Source organism: Thermostichus sp. MS-CIW-34, assembly GCF_054060435.1.
The window spans coordinates 48,752-64,671 of sequence record NZ_JBSSDE010000007.1 but is presented as its reverse complement, the minus strand read 5'-3'; the positions used below and the strand labels follow the sequence as shown (position 1 = coordinate 64,671).

The 15,920-nt window shown below is 59.9% G+C and carries 15 protein-coding genes; 3 read left to right on the top strand and 12 right to left on the bottom strand.

Annotated features, from left to right (window positions below):
• Nucleotides 1-82 precede the first annotated feature (82 nt).
• A complete protein-coding gene (locus tag ACVWYY_RS04055; protein ID WP_457439658.1) occupies nt 83-1,282 on the bottom strand; it encodes an RNA-guided endonuclease InsQ/TnpB family protein in 1,200 nt (399 codons plus the stop codon).
• Nucleotides 1,170-1,787: an IS607 family transposase gene (locus ACVWYY_RS04050; protein WP_457439651.1), complete on the bottom strand. Its 618-nt coding sequence runs from the start codon at nt 1,785-1,787 to the stop codon at nt 1,170-1,172. Before ACVWYY_RS04050 ends, ACVWYY_RS04055 begins: the two co-directional genes overlap by 113 nt.
• Before the next feature lie 143 nt (nt 1,788-1,930).
• On the opposite strand from ACVWYY_RS04050, the gene ACVWYY_RS04045 reads away from it, so the two are divergent.
• On the top strand, nt 1,931-2,863 hold the full coding sequence (locus ACVWYY_RS04045) for a leucine-rich repeat domain-containing protein (RefSeq protein ID WP_457439649.1): 933 nt from the start codon (nt 1,931-1,933) through the stop codon (nt 2,861-2,863).
• A gap of 13 nt (nt 2,864-2,876) precedes the next feature.
• Here ACVWYY_RS04045 and ACVWYY_RS04040 read toward each other — a convergent pair whose 3' ends face one another.
• The 4 genes from ACVWYY_RS04040 to ACVWYY_RS04025 all read right to left on the bottom strand — a co-directional run bounded on the left by ACVWYY_RS04040 (nt 2,877) and on the right by ACVWYY_RS04025 (nt 8,185).
• Entirely contained in the window at nt 2,877-4,055 is a 1,179-nt protein-coding gene (locus ACVWYY_RS04040) for a DUF3326 domain-containing protein (RefSeq protein WP_457395787.1), read from the bottom strand.
• A gap of 53 nt (nt 4,056-4,108) precedes the next feature.
• Entirely contained in the window at nt 4,109-5,644 is a 1,536-nt protein-coding gene (hemG, locus tag ACVWYY_RS04035) for a protoporphyrinogen oxidase (RefSeq protein ID WP_457439647.1), read from the bottom strand.
• Between the two features lie 118 nt (nt 5,645-5,762).
• Nucleotides 5,763-7,151, bottom strand: a complete 1,389-nt coding sequence (locus tag ACVWYY_RS04030; RefSeq protein ID WP_457403144.1) for a homoserine dehydrogenase — start codon at nt 7,149-7,151, stop codon at nt 5,763-5,765.
• A 218-nt stretch (nt 7,152-7,369) separates the two neighbouring features.
• Nucleotides 7,370-8,185 (bottom strand): GvpL/GvpF family gas vesicle protein, encoded by an 816-nt coding sequence (locus ACVWYY_RS04025; protein WP_457439645.1) that lies wholly within the window; start codon nt 8,183-8,185, stop codon nt 7,370-7,372.
• A 248-nt stretch (nt 8,186-8,433) separates the two neighbouring features.
• On the opposite strand from ACVWYY_RS04025, the gene ACVWYY_RS04020 reads away from it, so the two are divergent.
• Nucleotides 8,434-9,081 carry a DUF3318 domain-containing protein gene (locus ACVWYY_RS04020; RefSeq protein ID WP_457403147.1) on the top strand — a complete coding sequence of 216 codons (648 nt, stop codon included), beginning with the start codon at nt 8,434-8,436 and terminating at the stop codon, nt 9,079-9,081.
• Here ACVWYY_RS04020 and surE read toward each other — a convergent pair.
• Nucleotides 9,004-9,810: a 5'/3'-nucleotidase SurE gene (gene surE / locus ACVWYY_RS04015; protein ID WP_457439643.1), complete on the bottom strand. Its 807-nt coding sequence runs from the start codon at nt 9,808-9,810 to the stop codon at nt 9,004-9,006. The genes ACVWYY_RS04020 and surE overlap by 78 nt on opposite strands.
• A gap of 175 nt (nt 9,811-9,985) precedes the next feature.
• Between surE and gap the strand changes: the two genes are divergently transcribed.
• Nucleotides 9,986-11,002 (top strand): type I glyceraldehyde-3-phosphate dehydrogenase, encoded by a 1,017-nt coding sequence (gap, locus tag ACVWYY_RS04010; protein WP_457439641.1) that lies wholly within the window; start codon nt 9,986-9,988, stop codon nt 11,000-11,002.
• 59 nt (nt 11,003-11,061) lie between these two features.
• Here the strand turns inward: gap and ACVWYY_RS04005 are convergent, their stop codons facing one another.
• The 5 genes from ACVWYY_RS04005 to dpsA form a co-directional block, all read right to left on the bottom strand.
• A complete protein-coding gene (locus tag ACVWYY_RS04005; protein ID WP_457439639.1) occupies nt 11,062-12,348 on the bottom strand; it encodes an AmpG family muropeptide MFS transporter in 1,287 nt (428 codons plus the stop codon).
• A 615-nt stretch (nt 12,349-12,963) separates the two neighbouring features.
• Nucleotides 12,964-13,938: a Gfo/Idh/MocA family protein gene (locus tag ACVWYY_RS04000; protein WP_011433046.1), complete on the bottom strand. Its 975-nt coding sequence runs from the start codon at nt 13,936-13,938 to the stop codon at nt 12,964-12,966.
• Between the two features lie 174 nt (nt 13,939-14,112).
• Nucleotides 14,113-14,763 carry a (2Fe-2S) ferredoxin domain-containing protein gene (locus ACVWYY_RS03995; protein WP_457439637.1) on the bottom strand — a complete coding sequence of 217 codons (651 nt, stop codon included), beginning with the start codon at nt 14,761-14,763 and terminating at the stop codon, nt 14,113-14,115.
• On the bottom strand, nt 14,747-15,025 hold the full coding sequence (locus tag ACVWYY_RS03990; RefSeq protein ID WP_457439635.1) for an Asr1405/Asl0597 family protein: 279 nt from the start codon (nt 15,023-15,025) through the stop codon (nt 14,747-14,749). Before ACVWYY_RS03990 ends, ACVWYY_RS03995 begins: the two co-directional genes overlap by 17 nt.
• Nucleotides 15,026-15,148: 123 nt before the next feature.
• The gene (gene dpsA, locus ACVWYY_RS03985) at nt 15,149-15,700 is read right to left on the bottom strand and encodes a DNA starvation/stress protection protein DpsA (RefSeq protein ID WP_457403151.1); all 552 of its coding nucleotides are present in this window, start codon (nt 15,698-15,700) and stop codon (nt 15,149-15,151) included.
• Nucleotides 15,701-15,920: the final 220 nt, after the last annotated feature.

Sequence of the window (15,920 nt, the reverse complement as noted above, 5' to 3'; positions counted from 1 at the left end):
AGGAGGTCATCGGCTTTTCAGTGTAGCTGTTCGCGCTAGCGGGACGGAGTCCTTAGCCGGTTCCGGGCCAGAACTGATACATTTACGCTGAACACTGCTGACCATTACTGCTCAACGGTGAAGCGATAGCATTCTGTCCGTTTCCAAACAGAACGGCGGTATCCCGCAAAGCTCTGAGCATAACACCCAGAGCGCCTTGCCAATCTCGTGGTAGCCTATGGTTGCACTTTGGGCATCTAAACACCTTTGCGCCACCCAACTTAGTGTGGATGTGCCCGCACCTGGTACAGGTTTTGCTGGTGTACGCCTCCGATACTTCCACGACGACCACGTTTTTCTTCTTGGCTTGAAACTTCAGGAACTGCTTGAACCGATAGTGCGCCCAGGTGAGCATCGCCCTTGCCGTCTTGCTACCAAACTTCCTCCCCGCCTTGGCAACCATCTTGGCCGACTCGAAAGTGGGGAGGAATATCAATCGGTAGTTATCCGTTAGGAACGCCGCTACCTTGCGATGGCACTCGTCCACCAAGTTCCTGATTCTCTCCCGCAGACGAAACGCCGCTTGCCGCATTCGCCTACGCTTGGGTCTCGGTGCTTTACTCAGCCTGGACTGCAGATCGTCTAGGTGGTAGCACAGCCGAACGATCCTACCAAAGTCCCCCTTGGCGATATCTACAAAGCCCGCCCCATCAAACCCTGTAAGGAAGCTTCTTACTCCAGGATCAAGTGCGATCACCCCCTTTGCTAACGAACACTGCTCGTTCACGGGCTCAGGAAAGATGGCATACCATCTGTCTTTCACCCGCATTAGCTCAGTTCCACGTGCCCATTCTCTGGGCATCTCCTCGGATGCACGGAACGCCAAACCTCGGGTGAGTTTCGGATACCACGTCCCATTGCGAAAGTTGCCGGCGTTGAATTGCAGCGTATGCGACCTGTCCCGCACACTGCGAAACCTCGCGTCTTTGCTTCGGCGAAACGCCAACCACGCCTCGACGACCGCGTTCTGCTTGATGTGGCAGGGGGCGTCCTTCACCCACCCGGGCAGGTCGGAGCGCAGGATGATGTCCCGCAGCTTTCTGGCCGTTTTTGGGGCACCATGCTGACGCTGATAGGCAATCGCTTGGTTGTAGCAGTACCGGCACGCCGCCTGCCACCGCTTCCAAACTTTAGCCAGCGCTGGCTCCGGATAAATCCGTATCTTTCTCGATTGCAGCCCGATATTTTCTGAGTCCGTAGAGCCGACTGCTGAAGCAGTGCAGGATGGTGAGGATATCCTCAACCAGTTCCTGCTGGGGAGAAAGGTGATCGTCATCGAGAACCAAGATTTCGCACCCGTATTGATGGCAGTACCATTCAACGAACTCAAATCCAAACCGGCAGAGTCGATCCCTGTGAGCGACCACAATTGTTCCGATATCTCCTGTACGAACTCGCTCCAATAAGGCAAGGAACTTTGGTCTTTTGAAGTCGAGACCGCCGCCAATCTCTCCGACCACTTCGGCTCCAGGATAGAGGTTAACCAGTCTTGCAATCTGTCTCTCCAAGTCTGGTTTCTGCCCTCGACTGTTGACTCGGGCGTACAAAACGACTTGTTTGGCCTTTCTGGGCGCTTTGTTCGCGTCAGCGGGCCGGAGGCCAATGTAGCTGTCGAGGTCATACCTTCTCGCCCTACCGGATGGTGTACGTATTGCCTTGATCCAGCCTTTCTGTTCCCATCGCCTCAAAGTGTGGAGACACACCCCAAAATAATCCGCCGCTTCTCTCGGTTTTACATACCTAGCCATACCAAGCAGCCATACTGAACATGCTATACATTATTTTCAGTATAGTCCAGCGTATCATTGACTAGAGTCATGCTCTTCTACGTCGCGGTTCCCCTGCCCATAGCAACAACCCCGGCGGAGGCGGGACGGAGTAGGATGCTACCTTGGCAAAGATCCTTTGGAGAGCAGGGATGAAGCAGCAGAGGGGAATGGCTCGGCACGAGAGGTGGGCGGTGGGCCTGTTGGCGATCTGGGTTTGGCTGAGCTGGGGGATGGGGGCCTGGTCTGCTCCCCTTTGTCGGGATCCCCTCTTGCTGCGGCAGATCTTGGCAGCTCTGGGCCGTCCGGAGGTGAAGGTAGAGGAGGTGGCCCTTTTTGATTCGGATCAGTGTCTTGTCCAACTGGTGTTGGATCGCCAGGGGTTGAGCGGCTCCTTGCCGCCCGAAATAGGCCAATTTCGCCGGTTGCGAGCCTTGTCCCTCAGCCACAACCAACTTTCCGGCCCCCTGCCGCCCGAGCTGGGGCAACTCAGCCAGTTGGAAAACCTGTTTCTCGACTACAACGAATTCTCCGGCTCCATCCCATCCGAGCTGGGGCAGCTGCGCAACCTGCGCGGCCTGTTTTTGGATCACAACCAGCTCTCTGGGCCTATTCCCCCCCAGCTGGGGCAACTGCGCCACCTGGAAAACCTCATCCTGCAAAACAACCGCCTCAGCGGCACCCTTCCCGGCCAACTGGGCCAGATGAGCTCCCTCAAGGGCCTGTTTTTGGATCGCAATCAGCTCTCTGGGCCTATTCCCCCCCAACTGGGGCAACTGCGCCACCTGGAAAACCTCTACCTGTCGGACAATCGCCTCAGCGGATCCCTGCCCCCCGAGCTGGCTCAGCTGAATCAGTTACGGGATCTGCGCCTGGCACGTAACCAATTCACGGGAGAACTGCCGACCTTTTTGGCAGAACTGCCCCGACTGGAGCGGCTGCACATCGAGGGAAACCCCGGCCTCTGCTTGCCGGCCGCCCTGTCGGAGTGGTTTGCCGGCCTAAACCCGGCGGATCCCCTGCCGGCTCCCATCTGCTCATGGACTCCGTCCCGCTAACGCGACCGGTAGCCTACTGGGACTCCGTCCCGCTCAAGTGCTCCGCACCGCGACCGCGAACGGCGCAAGTGTGGGATCCCAGCTTTTCCGGGGGGGAGGGGGAGAGCCGTAGCGACGACCAGGCCACTCCTGCTCGATGGGCCACCACCACTCCAATCGCCTCTAGATAGGAGGTTACCGATACATGAGGGATCCCCAACTGGCGGGGATGCACCTGCATCACGGTGGTGTTTTCCTCGACGGCAATGAAAAGCGGAGGACGGGCAAGGACTCCGTCCGTTCGCGTCAGCGGCGGAGCATTGTGGTGGGGTCGCGACAGCGTTGCGCCGCAATAACGGCTGGCCAGGTGCAGCAAGCCAGGCCCCCCAAAGGCAGTGGCCGGGGCAATGACGCTGTCCACCTGCTCTGCTGTCAGGTCGCCCGGTTGGGCGGGATCCCCGCTCTTGACAAATTGGGGAGCGTAGCTGAGGCCCACCAAAACCGAAGGCAAGAAGGTAAACCCCACCTCTTCAGCAGCAGCGCGGGGGTGAACCGGCTTGGGGAAAGTCTCAGGGTAGAAAGCGGGGGCATGGGCACAAGGGATCCGCAACTCCCGCACCACCAGGTGGCTGATCAGGGCTTCGACGCCGGCCAGGGGATCCACCCCCCTTCCCTGCTCGTACTGGCTGAAGTCCAAGTCATCCGGAAAGCGGGCCACCACGGCAATGGCCTCTGCCCCCAGGCGAACCAGCTCCTGGGCAGTCTCCAAGAGAGCATCGGGCCGGGCTAGGGATCCCTGGCTGGCTCCTGAGGGGGAGAAGCCGACGGAAACGCCCAAGGGTTGGCGGGTCAAGCGCCAGGGGCCAATGTTGAGCCCCAAGGTGGCCTGAGCAGCCTGCATCACCTGCAGGTGGCGTTGTTGCAGATCGGGGGGGATCCCGGCATCCAGCACCACCCCAACACAGTTTTGGCGCACTGGCCGCAAATTCCACACTCCCGCACAGAACTGATCCAGGCCGTACCCTTCCACGTACAACACGTTCCCCATCGGCCAAAACAAACTGGCTCCGTTTAACACGTTGGGATGGGTGATGACCCGCTCTGCGGCTGCTGCCAGGGTGCGGGCAACAGGCAGGGCATCCCCGGCAAAACCACCGATGCGGGCACCAATGCCGGTGGGGATGAGCAGGAGGCTGGTGTAGGGATGGCTCATGCTGCTATGTCTACAGCACTCTATGCTGCTACACGCGAACGGGAACCGCACCGCTAACGCCGGACGGACAGGATCTGCTGGGCTAGGGCCTCGGCCCGCCGCACACAATCTCCCAAGGCCACGCCATCCAGGTAGTTGGCACACACCCACACCCCTGGGGTTTGGTCGGCCAGGCTGGCCTGCAATTGGGCAATCCGCTGCCGGTGGCCAAGCGTATATTGCGGGATAGCCTGGGGCCACAGGCGCTCTCCCAGGCGGATGGGTTCGACAGGGCGGGTGAGCAGGATCTGGCTGAGTTCTGCATGCACAATTTGGGCCCGCTCGTCAGGGGAGAGCGCCGTAATGGGCGGGATCCCTTTCTGACAGGCAAAAGCCGCGTCGGTGGCCCCCCCAATGAAGCTGACCAGGCAGTGATAGCCCTGAGGAGCCCGCTCTGGGAAGAGGGAGGAGGCCCAGATGGTGCCCAGGGTGCGCAGGCCCTGAGAGCGAGGGATCAGATGGCCAAACCCTCGCAGCGGCTGGGGAAGGGCTTCTTCTGGATAGGCCAAAGCCACCACCGCCACAGGGGGGTAGGGGATTTCCCTCAGCAGCCGGCTGGCCTGGGGGTTGAGATCCTGCAGGAGGGTGGCAGCAGCGTAGGCAGGGAGGGTGAGCACCACCTGTTGAGCCGCCACCCAGTGGATTTCTTCTGGGGCCGTGTGCTCTGCACCGCCGTCGTGTATGACGAAGCCCACCCGGTAGCCCGTCTCATCCCGCTTGAGATGCACAGCCCGCCAGCCCAGCCGCAGCGCACTGCCCAGTTTCTGGGCAATCGCCTCAGGTAGCTGCTGCAACCCCTGCCGCAGGTTACCCAGTTGGCCCCGCTTGGGAGGAGGCTGGATAGGGGAGTTGCCGCTGTCCTGGTGACGGGTTCGCGGGAGCGTCGCGTAGCGATAACGGCTGCGCAAAGCCTGCACAGCACCGGCAAAGAGGCTGCCGTAGCGTTCTTCCAAGCCGGCAATGCGGGGGAAGGCTGCCAAGGCGCTGAGCTGATCCGGATCCCCGGCATACACCCCTGAGGTGAAAGGTTCGACCAGCCGCTCTACCACCTCGGATCCCAGTTGCCGCCGGAAGAATTGCCGCACCGTTTCCTCTTTGCCCGGCGGTGGCGCGACAAACCCCAACAACCCACGTAAGGCCCGCAACTTGCCGCCCACGCTCAACAGCCGCGAGCCAATTGCCGCAGAAGGGCTTAGGGGCACCGGCAGCAGCGCTTTCTCCCAGTAAACGTAGCGGGGCAGCTTGGCATCGGCCAGCACCAGGTGCTCCGCCAAGCCCACCTCGGCAATGAGGTTAAGCAGGGCGGGGGCGGGGGTAAAGCTGTTGGGGCCCTCTTCCCAGCGATAGCTGTCTTTGGATTGGGTGGAGATACAGCCCCCCACGCGGGAGCTGGCCTCGGCCAGGAGCAGCGGCTGGGTGGATTCATCCTTGGGGGATAAGCCCTGTTGTAATCGCAAGGCCAACGTTAGGCCACTGATGCCCGCCCCCACCACCACCACCTCAGCCTGCAAGGACTGCGTCCTACCAAAGTGCTCAACAGAAGAGTTCATCTTTTGGGTTCCAACGGGGTTTTCAATCCTCAAGAGTCAAACAATTATGCTCTGAGCCGCTCCCCGTCCCACCAGCGCGTTCGCGTCAGCGGTGCGGAGCATTTTGGATCTATAGCAGCTAGCGCAGCACCCGAAATAGGCTGGGGATCCCGGCCACCTGGGGCAGTTGTTGGATCTCGGCCAGCGCCTGTCGGCAGTCGGCCTCCCGGACGGTGTGGGTGAGAATCACAATCTCCGCCTGCTCTTGGTGACATTCCTTTTGGGTAATGCTCTCCAGGCTAACCCGGTGGCGACCGAAGCAGGTGCCAATCGCCCCCATTACCCCCGGCTGATCCTGGGCCAATACCCGCACGTAAAACTCCGACTCCAATTCCGAGAGAGGGATCAAAGAGGCGGCAGCGGGGAAGCAGGAGAATCCCCACAGCGGATTGGGGGCATCAGCCCCCGTTTGCCGGTGGGCAATCAGGGTCAGCAGATCGCCAACAACGGCACTGGCAGTCGGCCCCCGCCCCGCCCCCGGCCCCGACAGCACCACCTGACCCAAGGGATCCCCCTGCACCAAAACGGCATTGTCCACGCCGTTGATGTTGGCCAAGGGGTGGGTAGAGGGCAGAAGGGTGGGGTGAACTCGGATGTCCAAGGCCATCGTGTTGCTCCGCAACGCTGTCGCGACCGCCCCTTCCCCGTCATCCAAGGGCTCCGCCCCGCTAGCGCGAACAGGATGGGCCCTTGCTGCTCCGCAATGCTGACGCAACTGGGCGATGGCCAAGAGCTTGAAGGTGTAGCCCCACTCGCGGGCATAGCGAATGTCGGTGGGGCTGATGCCGCGGATCCCTTCGCAGGGGATGGCTGCCCGCTTCACAGACACCCCGAAAGCAAGGCTGGCCAAAATGGCGATCTTGTCGGCGGCATCCCACCCTTCCACATCGGCGCTGGGATCCGCTTCGGCGTAGCCGTGGGCCTGGGCCAGGGCCAGGGCTTCCTCAAATGAGCTGGCCGCCTGGGTCATCTGGCTGAGGATGAAGTTGGTGGTGCCGTTCACAATGCCCCAGACCGCCTGGATGTGGCTGGCCTGCAGGGACTGTTGCAAGGGCTGCAGAATCGGGATCCCGCCCCCGACTGCCGCTTCCAAGAGCACCGAGACTTTGGCTTGGGCTGCCGCCTGAAAGATCTCCTCCCCGTGGCGGGCGATCACCGCTTTGTTGGCTGTGATCACCGGTTTGCCGTGGTCAAGGGCTTTTAAGATCAAGGTGCGGGCCGGCTCCAAGCCCCCCATCAGCTCGATGACCACGTCGATTTCCGGATCCGACACGATTTGCTCCAGATTGGTGGTCAGGCGCTCAGGCGGGATCCGCACTTGCCGTGGCTTGTCCAAAGAGCGCACCCCCACCGCCGCAATCTCAACCGACTGCAAGAGAGGATGCCGGGGTTGCTGCAGAATTTGCACAACACCCGTGCCAACCGTGCCCAGCCCCAATAGCCCAACTCGTTCGCGGTAGCGGCGCATAGCGCTTTAGACCACAACTCTTCCTTTTGCCTGCTGTTCCCGTTAGCGGGACGGAGTCCTTTGCCCTGTGAGGGCTCCGCCTCGCCAATGCAAACAGGAAGCGGACGGGATCCCCTCACCATTATCACGCTTGGATCCACGCTCTGCTAACGCGACCATGATCCGCATGCAGAGCACTTTGTTCGCGCTAGCGGGACGGCGTCCTTAGTTGGGATCTATCACCTGTCGGCCAGGGGATCCCGCAGGGCACGGACAAAGTGATAAGGGGGCAAAGGGGCGCTCCAATCCAGTTGCCAATGGGGGTGCTGAGCCAGCCAGGTTTGGGTGAGCTGAAGGGCGGCTTCCCACTCGGCAGGAGTGAGCAAAAAGTAGAGCCGCAAGGCCTCTCCCGGTTGGGGATCCCCCCTTTGCACAGGCCAGGTGGAAGGCCAAAGCTGCTGTAGGGCTTGCTGCTCCTGCTCTTGCTGCTCTTGGGCTTGTCGTTGCTGGAGATAAGCTTGCTTGCGGGCCAACAGATAGGCCGTCCCGCTCAGGGAGGACTGTGGCTCCGGTTGGGGCTGAGGTTGAACCCTTCCTTTGAGACAGTACTCGGCCCGCCCCCCAATGGCTGCGAGGGCTTGTTCGTATTCCGCTTGCCGGGACAGCAGATGGGATCCCAGCCTTTCTGCTGAGAGGAAGCAGGTGCCGAAGCGCAGGGGCAGCACCGGCATCTGGGCGAACAGCCGGCAGATCACCTGGTCGTGGCGCAGGGCAGAGCGCACCAACACCTCATCCGAGACTTGCAGCGACTCTGGATCCGGCATCGGCTCCACAGCAGCGGCAATTCGGCTGCCTGCCGGGGAGAACACCTGCACCGACCGATGGATCCCCTCGGTTTGCCGGATGAAGGGCAAAAGCTCTGGCGCTGGCTGCAGGAAGAAGGCGTACGTGTAAAGGGGGCTAAAGGATTCCGTCCCGCTACCGCGAACGGCACTCTGCTCATTCCCGTCAGCAGTACGGAGCACTTGGGGTTCTGGCTGAGCTGGGAAGGTCATGGTCTCGGATTTAAGACGAGTAGGTAAGACGGGTAGGCTCGCCTTCCCAGTCTACGCAACCTAGGATTGGGATCTTTGAAACCTACAGGGTTCCACCTATAGAGTTCCACGGCCAGAGTTCCACGGCCAGCCTGGAGATGCGATAGACTAACCTCGCATCGGTTCTGCACAGGCTGGGGTGTCTGGGGCCGGAACAGGGCCTGTTTTTAGGCGGGCTCCCCACCTCAACCCCCCCAACAGGTGAGGCCATGACCAGCCGCCCAGATTTCCAACCCTTCGAAAAAGAAGAAACCGAACGGTTGCGGGATCTGCTCCCCGCTTCTTTCCGACCCTTGATCACCATTGTTCCCCACTTCGGGGGCGAAGCCCTGCTCATCTCCCGCCGCAAAGCCCCTTGGCAGCCCCAGGGCACCATCGCCATCGATTTTCGCCGTTGGCAAGGGATCCCTCAGCCACAGCGGGATCTGTTGTTTCTGCGGGAGGTGGGCTGGCTGGGCAACCGCAATTGGTTGCAGCCGGGGTTTTACCAATCGCTGGCCTTGATGGGGGGCATCACCACTGTTGCGGAGCTCTCTTTGCAGCACCCTTTTTCCGCTCTGTTGGCAGGTGGCATTACAGCTCTCTCCGTCCGGCAGATCTGGCAAAACCTGAACCGGGAGAGCGCCCATTTCGACGCCGATGAATTTGCCCTGCGCCGTGCTCAGTTTCGCGGCTACACCCGACAGGAGGCCGCTCAACACCTGGCAGATGCCATAGAACAGGTTCTGAAGCTGGATCCCACCGTTCGCGACAGCGGCGAAGCATCTATCCTGACGGCGCTACGGCTGCAACGGCTGAGAACCATCGCCCGCAACCTGGCTTCTACCCCCCCCAGCGGAAACGCCTGGTCGCGTTAGCGGGACGGAGTCCTTGGCCAGCTGCACTTGGGTGATGGCCACCCGACCCGAAAAGCAGATGTCGGTATCCGTTTGGGGATCCCGAGCGCGCTCCGCATAGCGGCCCTGATAGCGAAACCACAGCGACTCTGCCCCATTTCCCTCGGCTTCCACCGCATAATCGAGCGGCAGGGGTTGGGTGCAGAGGGGACAATAGACCCGCTCCGGCAGAGGGGATCCGGCGGGCAAGTGGGGCAGGTTCACATTCCAAAACGCCCCCCTGGGCAGGGGTTGTTCCATCAGCTCCGCCAAGATTTCCCGCGTCCACCGCTGGGCTTGCTCCCAGTCGATGGGTTGGCCCCCTGCTCGGTATTGGGAAATGGCAATTCCCGGGATCCCGCGCATCGCCGCTTCCCGTACCGCTGCCACCGTTCCCGACAGATACACATCCGATCCGAGGTTTCCCCCTTCGTTGATACCGGAAAGCACCCAATCCACCGCTGGGGCCAGCTTGAATAGGGCCACCCGCACACAGTCGGCAGGGGATCCCTCGACGGCAAAGGTGCGCTCGCCGCGGGCCAAGGCCCGAAAAGGTCGCCCCGTCGTCACCTGGTGGCTGCAGCCGGAAATCTGCTGGTGGGGGGCCACAATCCAACAGTGTTCTTCCGGGATGAGGGCGCTGAGGGCCAACTTGAGATTGGCCAGCCCGGCAGCCTCGATGCCGTCATCGTTGGTCAGCAATACCTTCATTCCTACTTTTCCCTTCTGCCGGCAACTTCTTGGGTGAGTCCCAGTGGCAAATCTGGAGATCTTGGGTGCAAAAGCGATGGGGATCCCGTTCTTCTTTTACCCTATCCCTAGGGGGGCAGCGTCTCCCATGCCGCGTCCCCTGATCCATCGTATAAACTGATACCGGAGGATTGCGATGACCACACGGGTAGCCATTAACGGATTTGGTCGCATTGGGCGGGCCTTCCTGCGGGTGCTGCTGTCTCAGCCAGCTCCAGAGCTGGAGGTGGTGGCAGTCAATGACCTGACCGAACCCGACAACTTGGCCTACCTGCTCCAGTTCGACTCGGCCTATGGGCGCCTTCCCCAAACCGTGAGCGCGGTGGACGGGCATCTGCAAATCGGCAACCACCTGAAAGTCCGAGTTTTGGCAGAGCGGGATCCGGCACAACTGCCCTGGAAAGATCTGGGGGTTGACCTGGTGGTGGAATCAACCGGCTTGTTCACCAAACGAGAGGGGGCGGCCAAACACCTGGAAGCCGGGGCCAAAAAGGTGATCATCTCTGCTCCCGCCAAAGGCCCCGACTTGACGGTGGTGATGGGGGTCAACGACGACCAATACGACCCGGAGCGGCATCACATCGTCTCCAATGCTTCCTGCACCACCAATTGCTTGGCGCCGCTGGCTAAGGTCTTGTTGGATCGCTTCGGCATCGAGACCGGCTTTCTCACCACTTGCCATGCCTATACCGCCACCCAGGCGATTGTGGATCGCCCGGATCCCAAAGATTATCGGCGGGGCCGCTCAGCAGCAGTGTCGATCGTGCCTTCCACCACCGGGGCCGCCACGGCAGTGGCCGAGGTTTTGCCCGCCCTGAGAGGAAAGATGGATGGCCTGGCGCTGCGGGTGCCCACCTTGACCGGCTCGATTGTGGACTTTGTGGTGCGTACCGAGCAGCCCATCACCAAAGAAGCCGTCAACCAAGCCTTTATCGAGGCTGCAGAAGGCCCGCTGCGCGGCATCCTGGCCATTGCTCCGCCAGAGATCGTATCGGCGGATATTGTCGGGGATCCCCACTCTTCCATTGTGGATTTGGGATCCACCATGACCTTAGGGGATCGCACGGTGAAGGTGCTCTCCTGGTATGACAACGAGTACGGCTATGCGGCGCGGCTGGTGGATCTGGCGGCCAAAATCGGGGCTGCGCTGTAGGCGGCCATCCTTGTTGCGTTCAAGGCAAGGCTATTAGAACCGGATTTGCGGTGGGGCAGTTACGGTTCAGATGCGGTTGTGGCCGGGGTTGCAGGCGATGAAGGGGGGCCGAGCCACAGCAGGATCACCATTGCCGGAGCGGCTGTCATCGCCGTGATCAGATAAAACAAAGGCCAATTGACTGCAGCCGCCAAATAGCCCGACACGGCCCCGGCCAAGGTTCCCCCCACGGCAAACACACTGGTGAGCAAAGCATACTGAGTGGCACTAAATTGCCGATCGCAAAGGCTCATCAAAAAAGCCAGAAAAGCAGCCGTGCCCATGCCCCCGGCCATGTTGTCGAAAATGGTTGCCCCCAGCAGCAGCGGATAGTTTTGCCCCACCAACCCAATCGCTCCCAGGCCCAAATTGCCGATCCCTTGCAAGGCTGCGAAAATGAACAGACAGCGGTAGGTGCCGATGCGGCTGACCCACTCCCCCCCCACAAAAGCCCCAGCCAAGGTGGCCAACAAGCCTATCCAACTGCGGATAATGCCCAGATCGCTGGTGCTAAACCCCGTCTGCAACAAAAATGTGGGGGTCATTTGCCCTGCCAAGCTATCCGGCAACTTGAAGCAGACCACAAACAGCAGGATCGCCCAGGCCAAGCGGTGCCGCCAAAAAGATTGAAACGGCTCGAGGATAGCCGACCGCAAAGAGGTAGGCTTGAGGGCGCTGTTTTCCGGCTCAGGGGCCAAAAACGAGGTAATCAACCCGATCAACATCAGCAGCGCCATGATCCCGTACACCTGCCACCAGGGCAAATAGTCCGCCAAGATCAAACTCACGCCACTGCTGACCAACAGCGCGATGCGGTAGCCAAATACGAAAATCGCTACCCCTGCCCCCATCTCCCGCTCTGCCAAGATATCGGTACGGTAGGCATCCACCGCGATGTCCTGAGAGGCGCTCAAAAAAGCCACCAGCAACCCCACCAGAAAGATCGGGCGGGTGAAAACTGTGATGCCCGGCCAAGTCTGGGCCAGCTCTTCCCATCCCAAGGCTTCCAGCCAGGTTTGGGTCGGATCCTGAAAACCCAGTAGCCCTATGCTGAGCAGCAACAGCACCTGGGTCAGGGCCATCCACCCCCGCCGTCGACTGCCCCGCAGGGATCCCGGTGCCGGCAACAGAAATCGATCCAGAACAGGCGACCACAAGAACTTAAAGGAGTAGGGCAAATTGAGCAGGTTAAACAAGCCGATGGCAATGGTGGTCAAGCCCGCTTGGGTCAGCCAAGCATTCAAGGTGGTGTTGATCAGCAGCAGCGGCAAACCCGAAGAAAACCCCAACAGCAGCAGAACGCCCATCTTAGAGCTGCCGTAGACGCCCAACATCCGCCTCAAGACGCTTGCCCCCGCCTCAATCATGACTAGCCCTCCCCGCCATCCTGTCTATTTTCAGGGATCCCTGTATTGCCAGTATGGTCATTTCAATTAAACTAGGGCACTGCACCCACACCTAAAACTCTGAGTGCAGCAGGCTATAGGGCTTTTCAAGGACTCCGTCCCGCTGGCGCGATCAGCAGCCCAGGCGTCTCACCTTAACCTGAAATGACCATAACATCCCAGTGAAACTCCCCATTGCGTAGCTCCCCTCTCTCAAGGGGAGAGCATGACTCTAGTCAATAATAAGCTCAACTATACTGAAAATAGTGTATAATATGTTCAGTACGGATTACTACCAGTTGATCTTTCTGTTTACTTTCGAGTCTGCCAACATGGTAGCCAAAGCAAAGCAGAAAATTGGTAGTAAGACGACACGGAAACTGCGCTTTGGGTATTCTACTCAAAGCTTTGCGGGATACCGCCATTCTGTTTGGACTCCGTCCCGCTAACGCGAATGGAAACAAACAGAATGCTATCGCTGCATAGTTGAACAGTGATGTTCAGCAGTGTTCAGCGTAAATGTATCAGGGACTTCCCTTAGGGCCAATCCTGAACGCAAACCACCTGCTGGGTTTGGGCAGATCGCTCGGCTGCCTCGGCCACCGCCAGGGCGTGGAGCATGTTTTCAGTATGGATATAGAGGGGTCTGCCGTGGCGCAGGTGATCCAGCACCATGCGGGTGTCTTGCTCGAACAGGCCGTGGCGGGATCCCGTCTCTAGAGGGTGGGCGCTGCCGGGCCGCAGCAACGTTGCCTCTTCGCCGTTGATCAATAGGCCCCCCCGTTGACCGTGGAACTCCAGTAGCCGCTGCGAGCACCACAGGGAATCCCCCTTGCCATAGGTCAACACCGCCAGCAACCCACTGGCAAAACTCAGCTGGGCTGTGCAGTAGCAACTGCTGTAGCGGTGGGGCAGATCCGGCCCGTCGTAGCGCAGTTGGCAGCTCACCCGTTCTACCCTGCCCAACAAGTCCACCAAGCGGTGGATGCGAGAAACGGCCCCCATGAGGGGGAAGCCAAACAACTCAGGCCGATAGGTCCAGCGATCGGGGGCGGGGTGGGTGGCGGTGAGAGTGATGTAGCGAACGGCAAACAGCTTGCCCAACCCTTCCAGCTCTTGTTTCAGCAACCGGTGAACGCCGCTAATTAGCTCGATGTGTTCGACGTGCAGCAGCACTTGCCGCTCGGCTGCCAATTGCACCAAGGAACGCGCTTCGGCAGCGCTGAGGGCGAGGGGATATTCCACGACGGTGTGGATCCCTGCCTCCAGAGCAGCACGGGCAATGGCGGCATGATCCCGATTGATGGTGCTGACAAAAACCAGATCCAGCCGCTGCTCGCCCAACAGAGAAGACCAGTCCGAATAGGCGACGGCCCCCAACTCGGCGGCAAAAGCATCGCTCCGGTCGGGAGCTCGACCGGCAACAGCGACAATCTGCACTTGCCCATCTTTGCGCAAGGCCTCGGCCCGTGAGCGAGCTGCGTAGCCGGTGCCGATGATCCCCACCCGCAAGGTTTGTTCCCTCCCCTAGCCTGCCTCTGTCTGTAGCATCACACAGGAGGGATCCTTTGTACCACCCGGCAATCTGGATCTCGCTCCGCCTAGGTTTGCCGGAAAACTCCTGCTGCACCCTTTGATTTTGTGCCTACCTCACAGAGCTGTTCGCCGGTGGGGATCCCATGGGCGTTAGGAAGAAGCTGCTGCTTCAACCTCTTGGGGTTGCGGCGAGGAAAGCGGAAAATGCCGCTCCAACAAAGCCGGGATCCCTTGGGGGGAAACGCCGCTATAACGAGCCTTGTCGGGCATAAACACCACATGGGGGCCCCGTTTACAATCTTTCATGCAGCCCACCCCCTGCACGCAAATCGAACCAGAGTAGGCGGCCAAGTGGGCGTTCAGGGCTTGCATCACCGCTCCGGCCCCACGCCGATAACAGTCGGATTTCTGGCAGACCAGCACCTTACCTTTGATGTCTGTACCTTTGATATCTCCTTTGATATCTGTGATGTTTGGAGCAACCGGTTCGGAAGCTGCCTCGGCCCCAGAAGCCGAAGACAAACCCCCCGCCCTCTCTCCGAGGGGAACCACCCGGTAAAGCACCCACTTCTCTCGCCCTTTGTGCGGATCCACCTCCCGCTCCCCACAGATCTGCACGGTGTCTCCAGGTTTGAGGGTGCGGTAGAGGGCAGAGCGCAGAGACTTGGGGATCTTGCCGGAAAAAATGTCAGCCCCAGCCTGCCAACGCAGGTACTTGAGCTTGCCATCCTTATCGGGAAGAAATCCCAAAAACCGGCCCTCCGACTCAAACGGGATTCCTTGCTTAGGGAACTTGCTCATCTTGACCCCCAGCCTCTGTGTTGAGCTGCCAACAAACCTCTAGGCCATCCAATAACTCCTGTCGCCGCGCTGTGTGCTGACGGATCACACTGCGCACCTGTAGAACAGCCAATGGAGTACTCACCTCCACCCGCAGACGACCATCTCCTGTACAAACTGCCGGGATCCCCAATTCCATCAGCCGCCGACCAACGCGCCAGCGCTCGCCCAGAGGAATGTTCAAGAGATAGCCGCGCTCAGAGTCCAGAAAGACGGGGTTCATGGCCGGGATCAGCACCTCAGAGTAAAGAATAGTGAAGAGATGAAACAAATTCTCAATAGCTTTTCAAAAAAAAGCCAGAGGTCGGAAACCAGGCAGGCTCAAGCCCACCTGTGGACCTTCTGGCTAGGCTCTGCCGTTCATCAAGCCGAACACCAGGCTGTCGTTGGCCAGGAAGTGATGGAGATGGAAGGCGCGATCCTCTGTCTTCAACAGGATTTGCTCGTAGAGGTAGCGGGTGGCCCGATCCCCAAGGCTCTCCGCCTGGGCTGCCTGCCGCCGCAGCAGATCGATGATGGCCTGCTCTGCCGCCAGGTCGTTCATTAACATTTGCCGTGCCTCAAAAGCTCCATCTGGCTCAGGGGTAAAGCAGCAAAGCTGGGCCAAGGTGGCAAAGCTGGCTACCGGCACACCTCCCAGCCCTTCTAGGCGTTCTCCCAGGTCGTGGACATGCTCCCTCGCCTGCTCGTAGTGATCTTTGAAGAGTTGGTGCAGCGGATAGAACTCAGTGCCTTCTACCACGAAGTGATGCTTCTGGTACTGCAAGTACAGCCCCTGGAAGCTGGCCAGCAGGGCGTTCATCCCCTCGCAAACCGGCTGGGTTATCTCAGTGCCAAGCAAGACAGGATTGTCGCGCACGCTGTTGAAAGACTGGCGCAGGGTTGAAGTTTCGGACATAAAACTCTCCAGCACAAGTTAAAAGGAGCTGTGAATCCTAGAGCGCCCGCCACAACGGGCCTGGGATCCCTGGGTGTTTGCCTCCAAATCTAGCATAGTGCAGAAAATGGCTCTTGTGAATAACTCTCAATAAACCCGTTGTTGCGGATCCCTTTGGAGTGGGATCAGGGCGCAGACAGATTGGCTCTTGGCTAGGTCAGTCTCCGGTATCGGAAGAAAC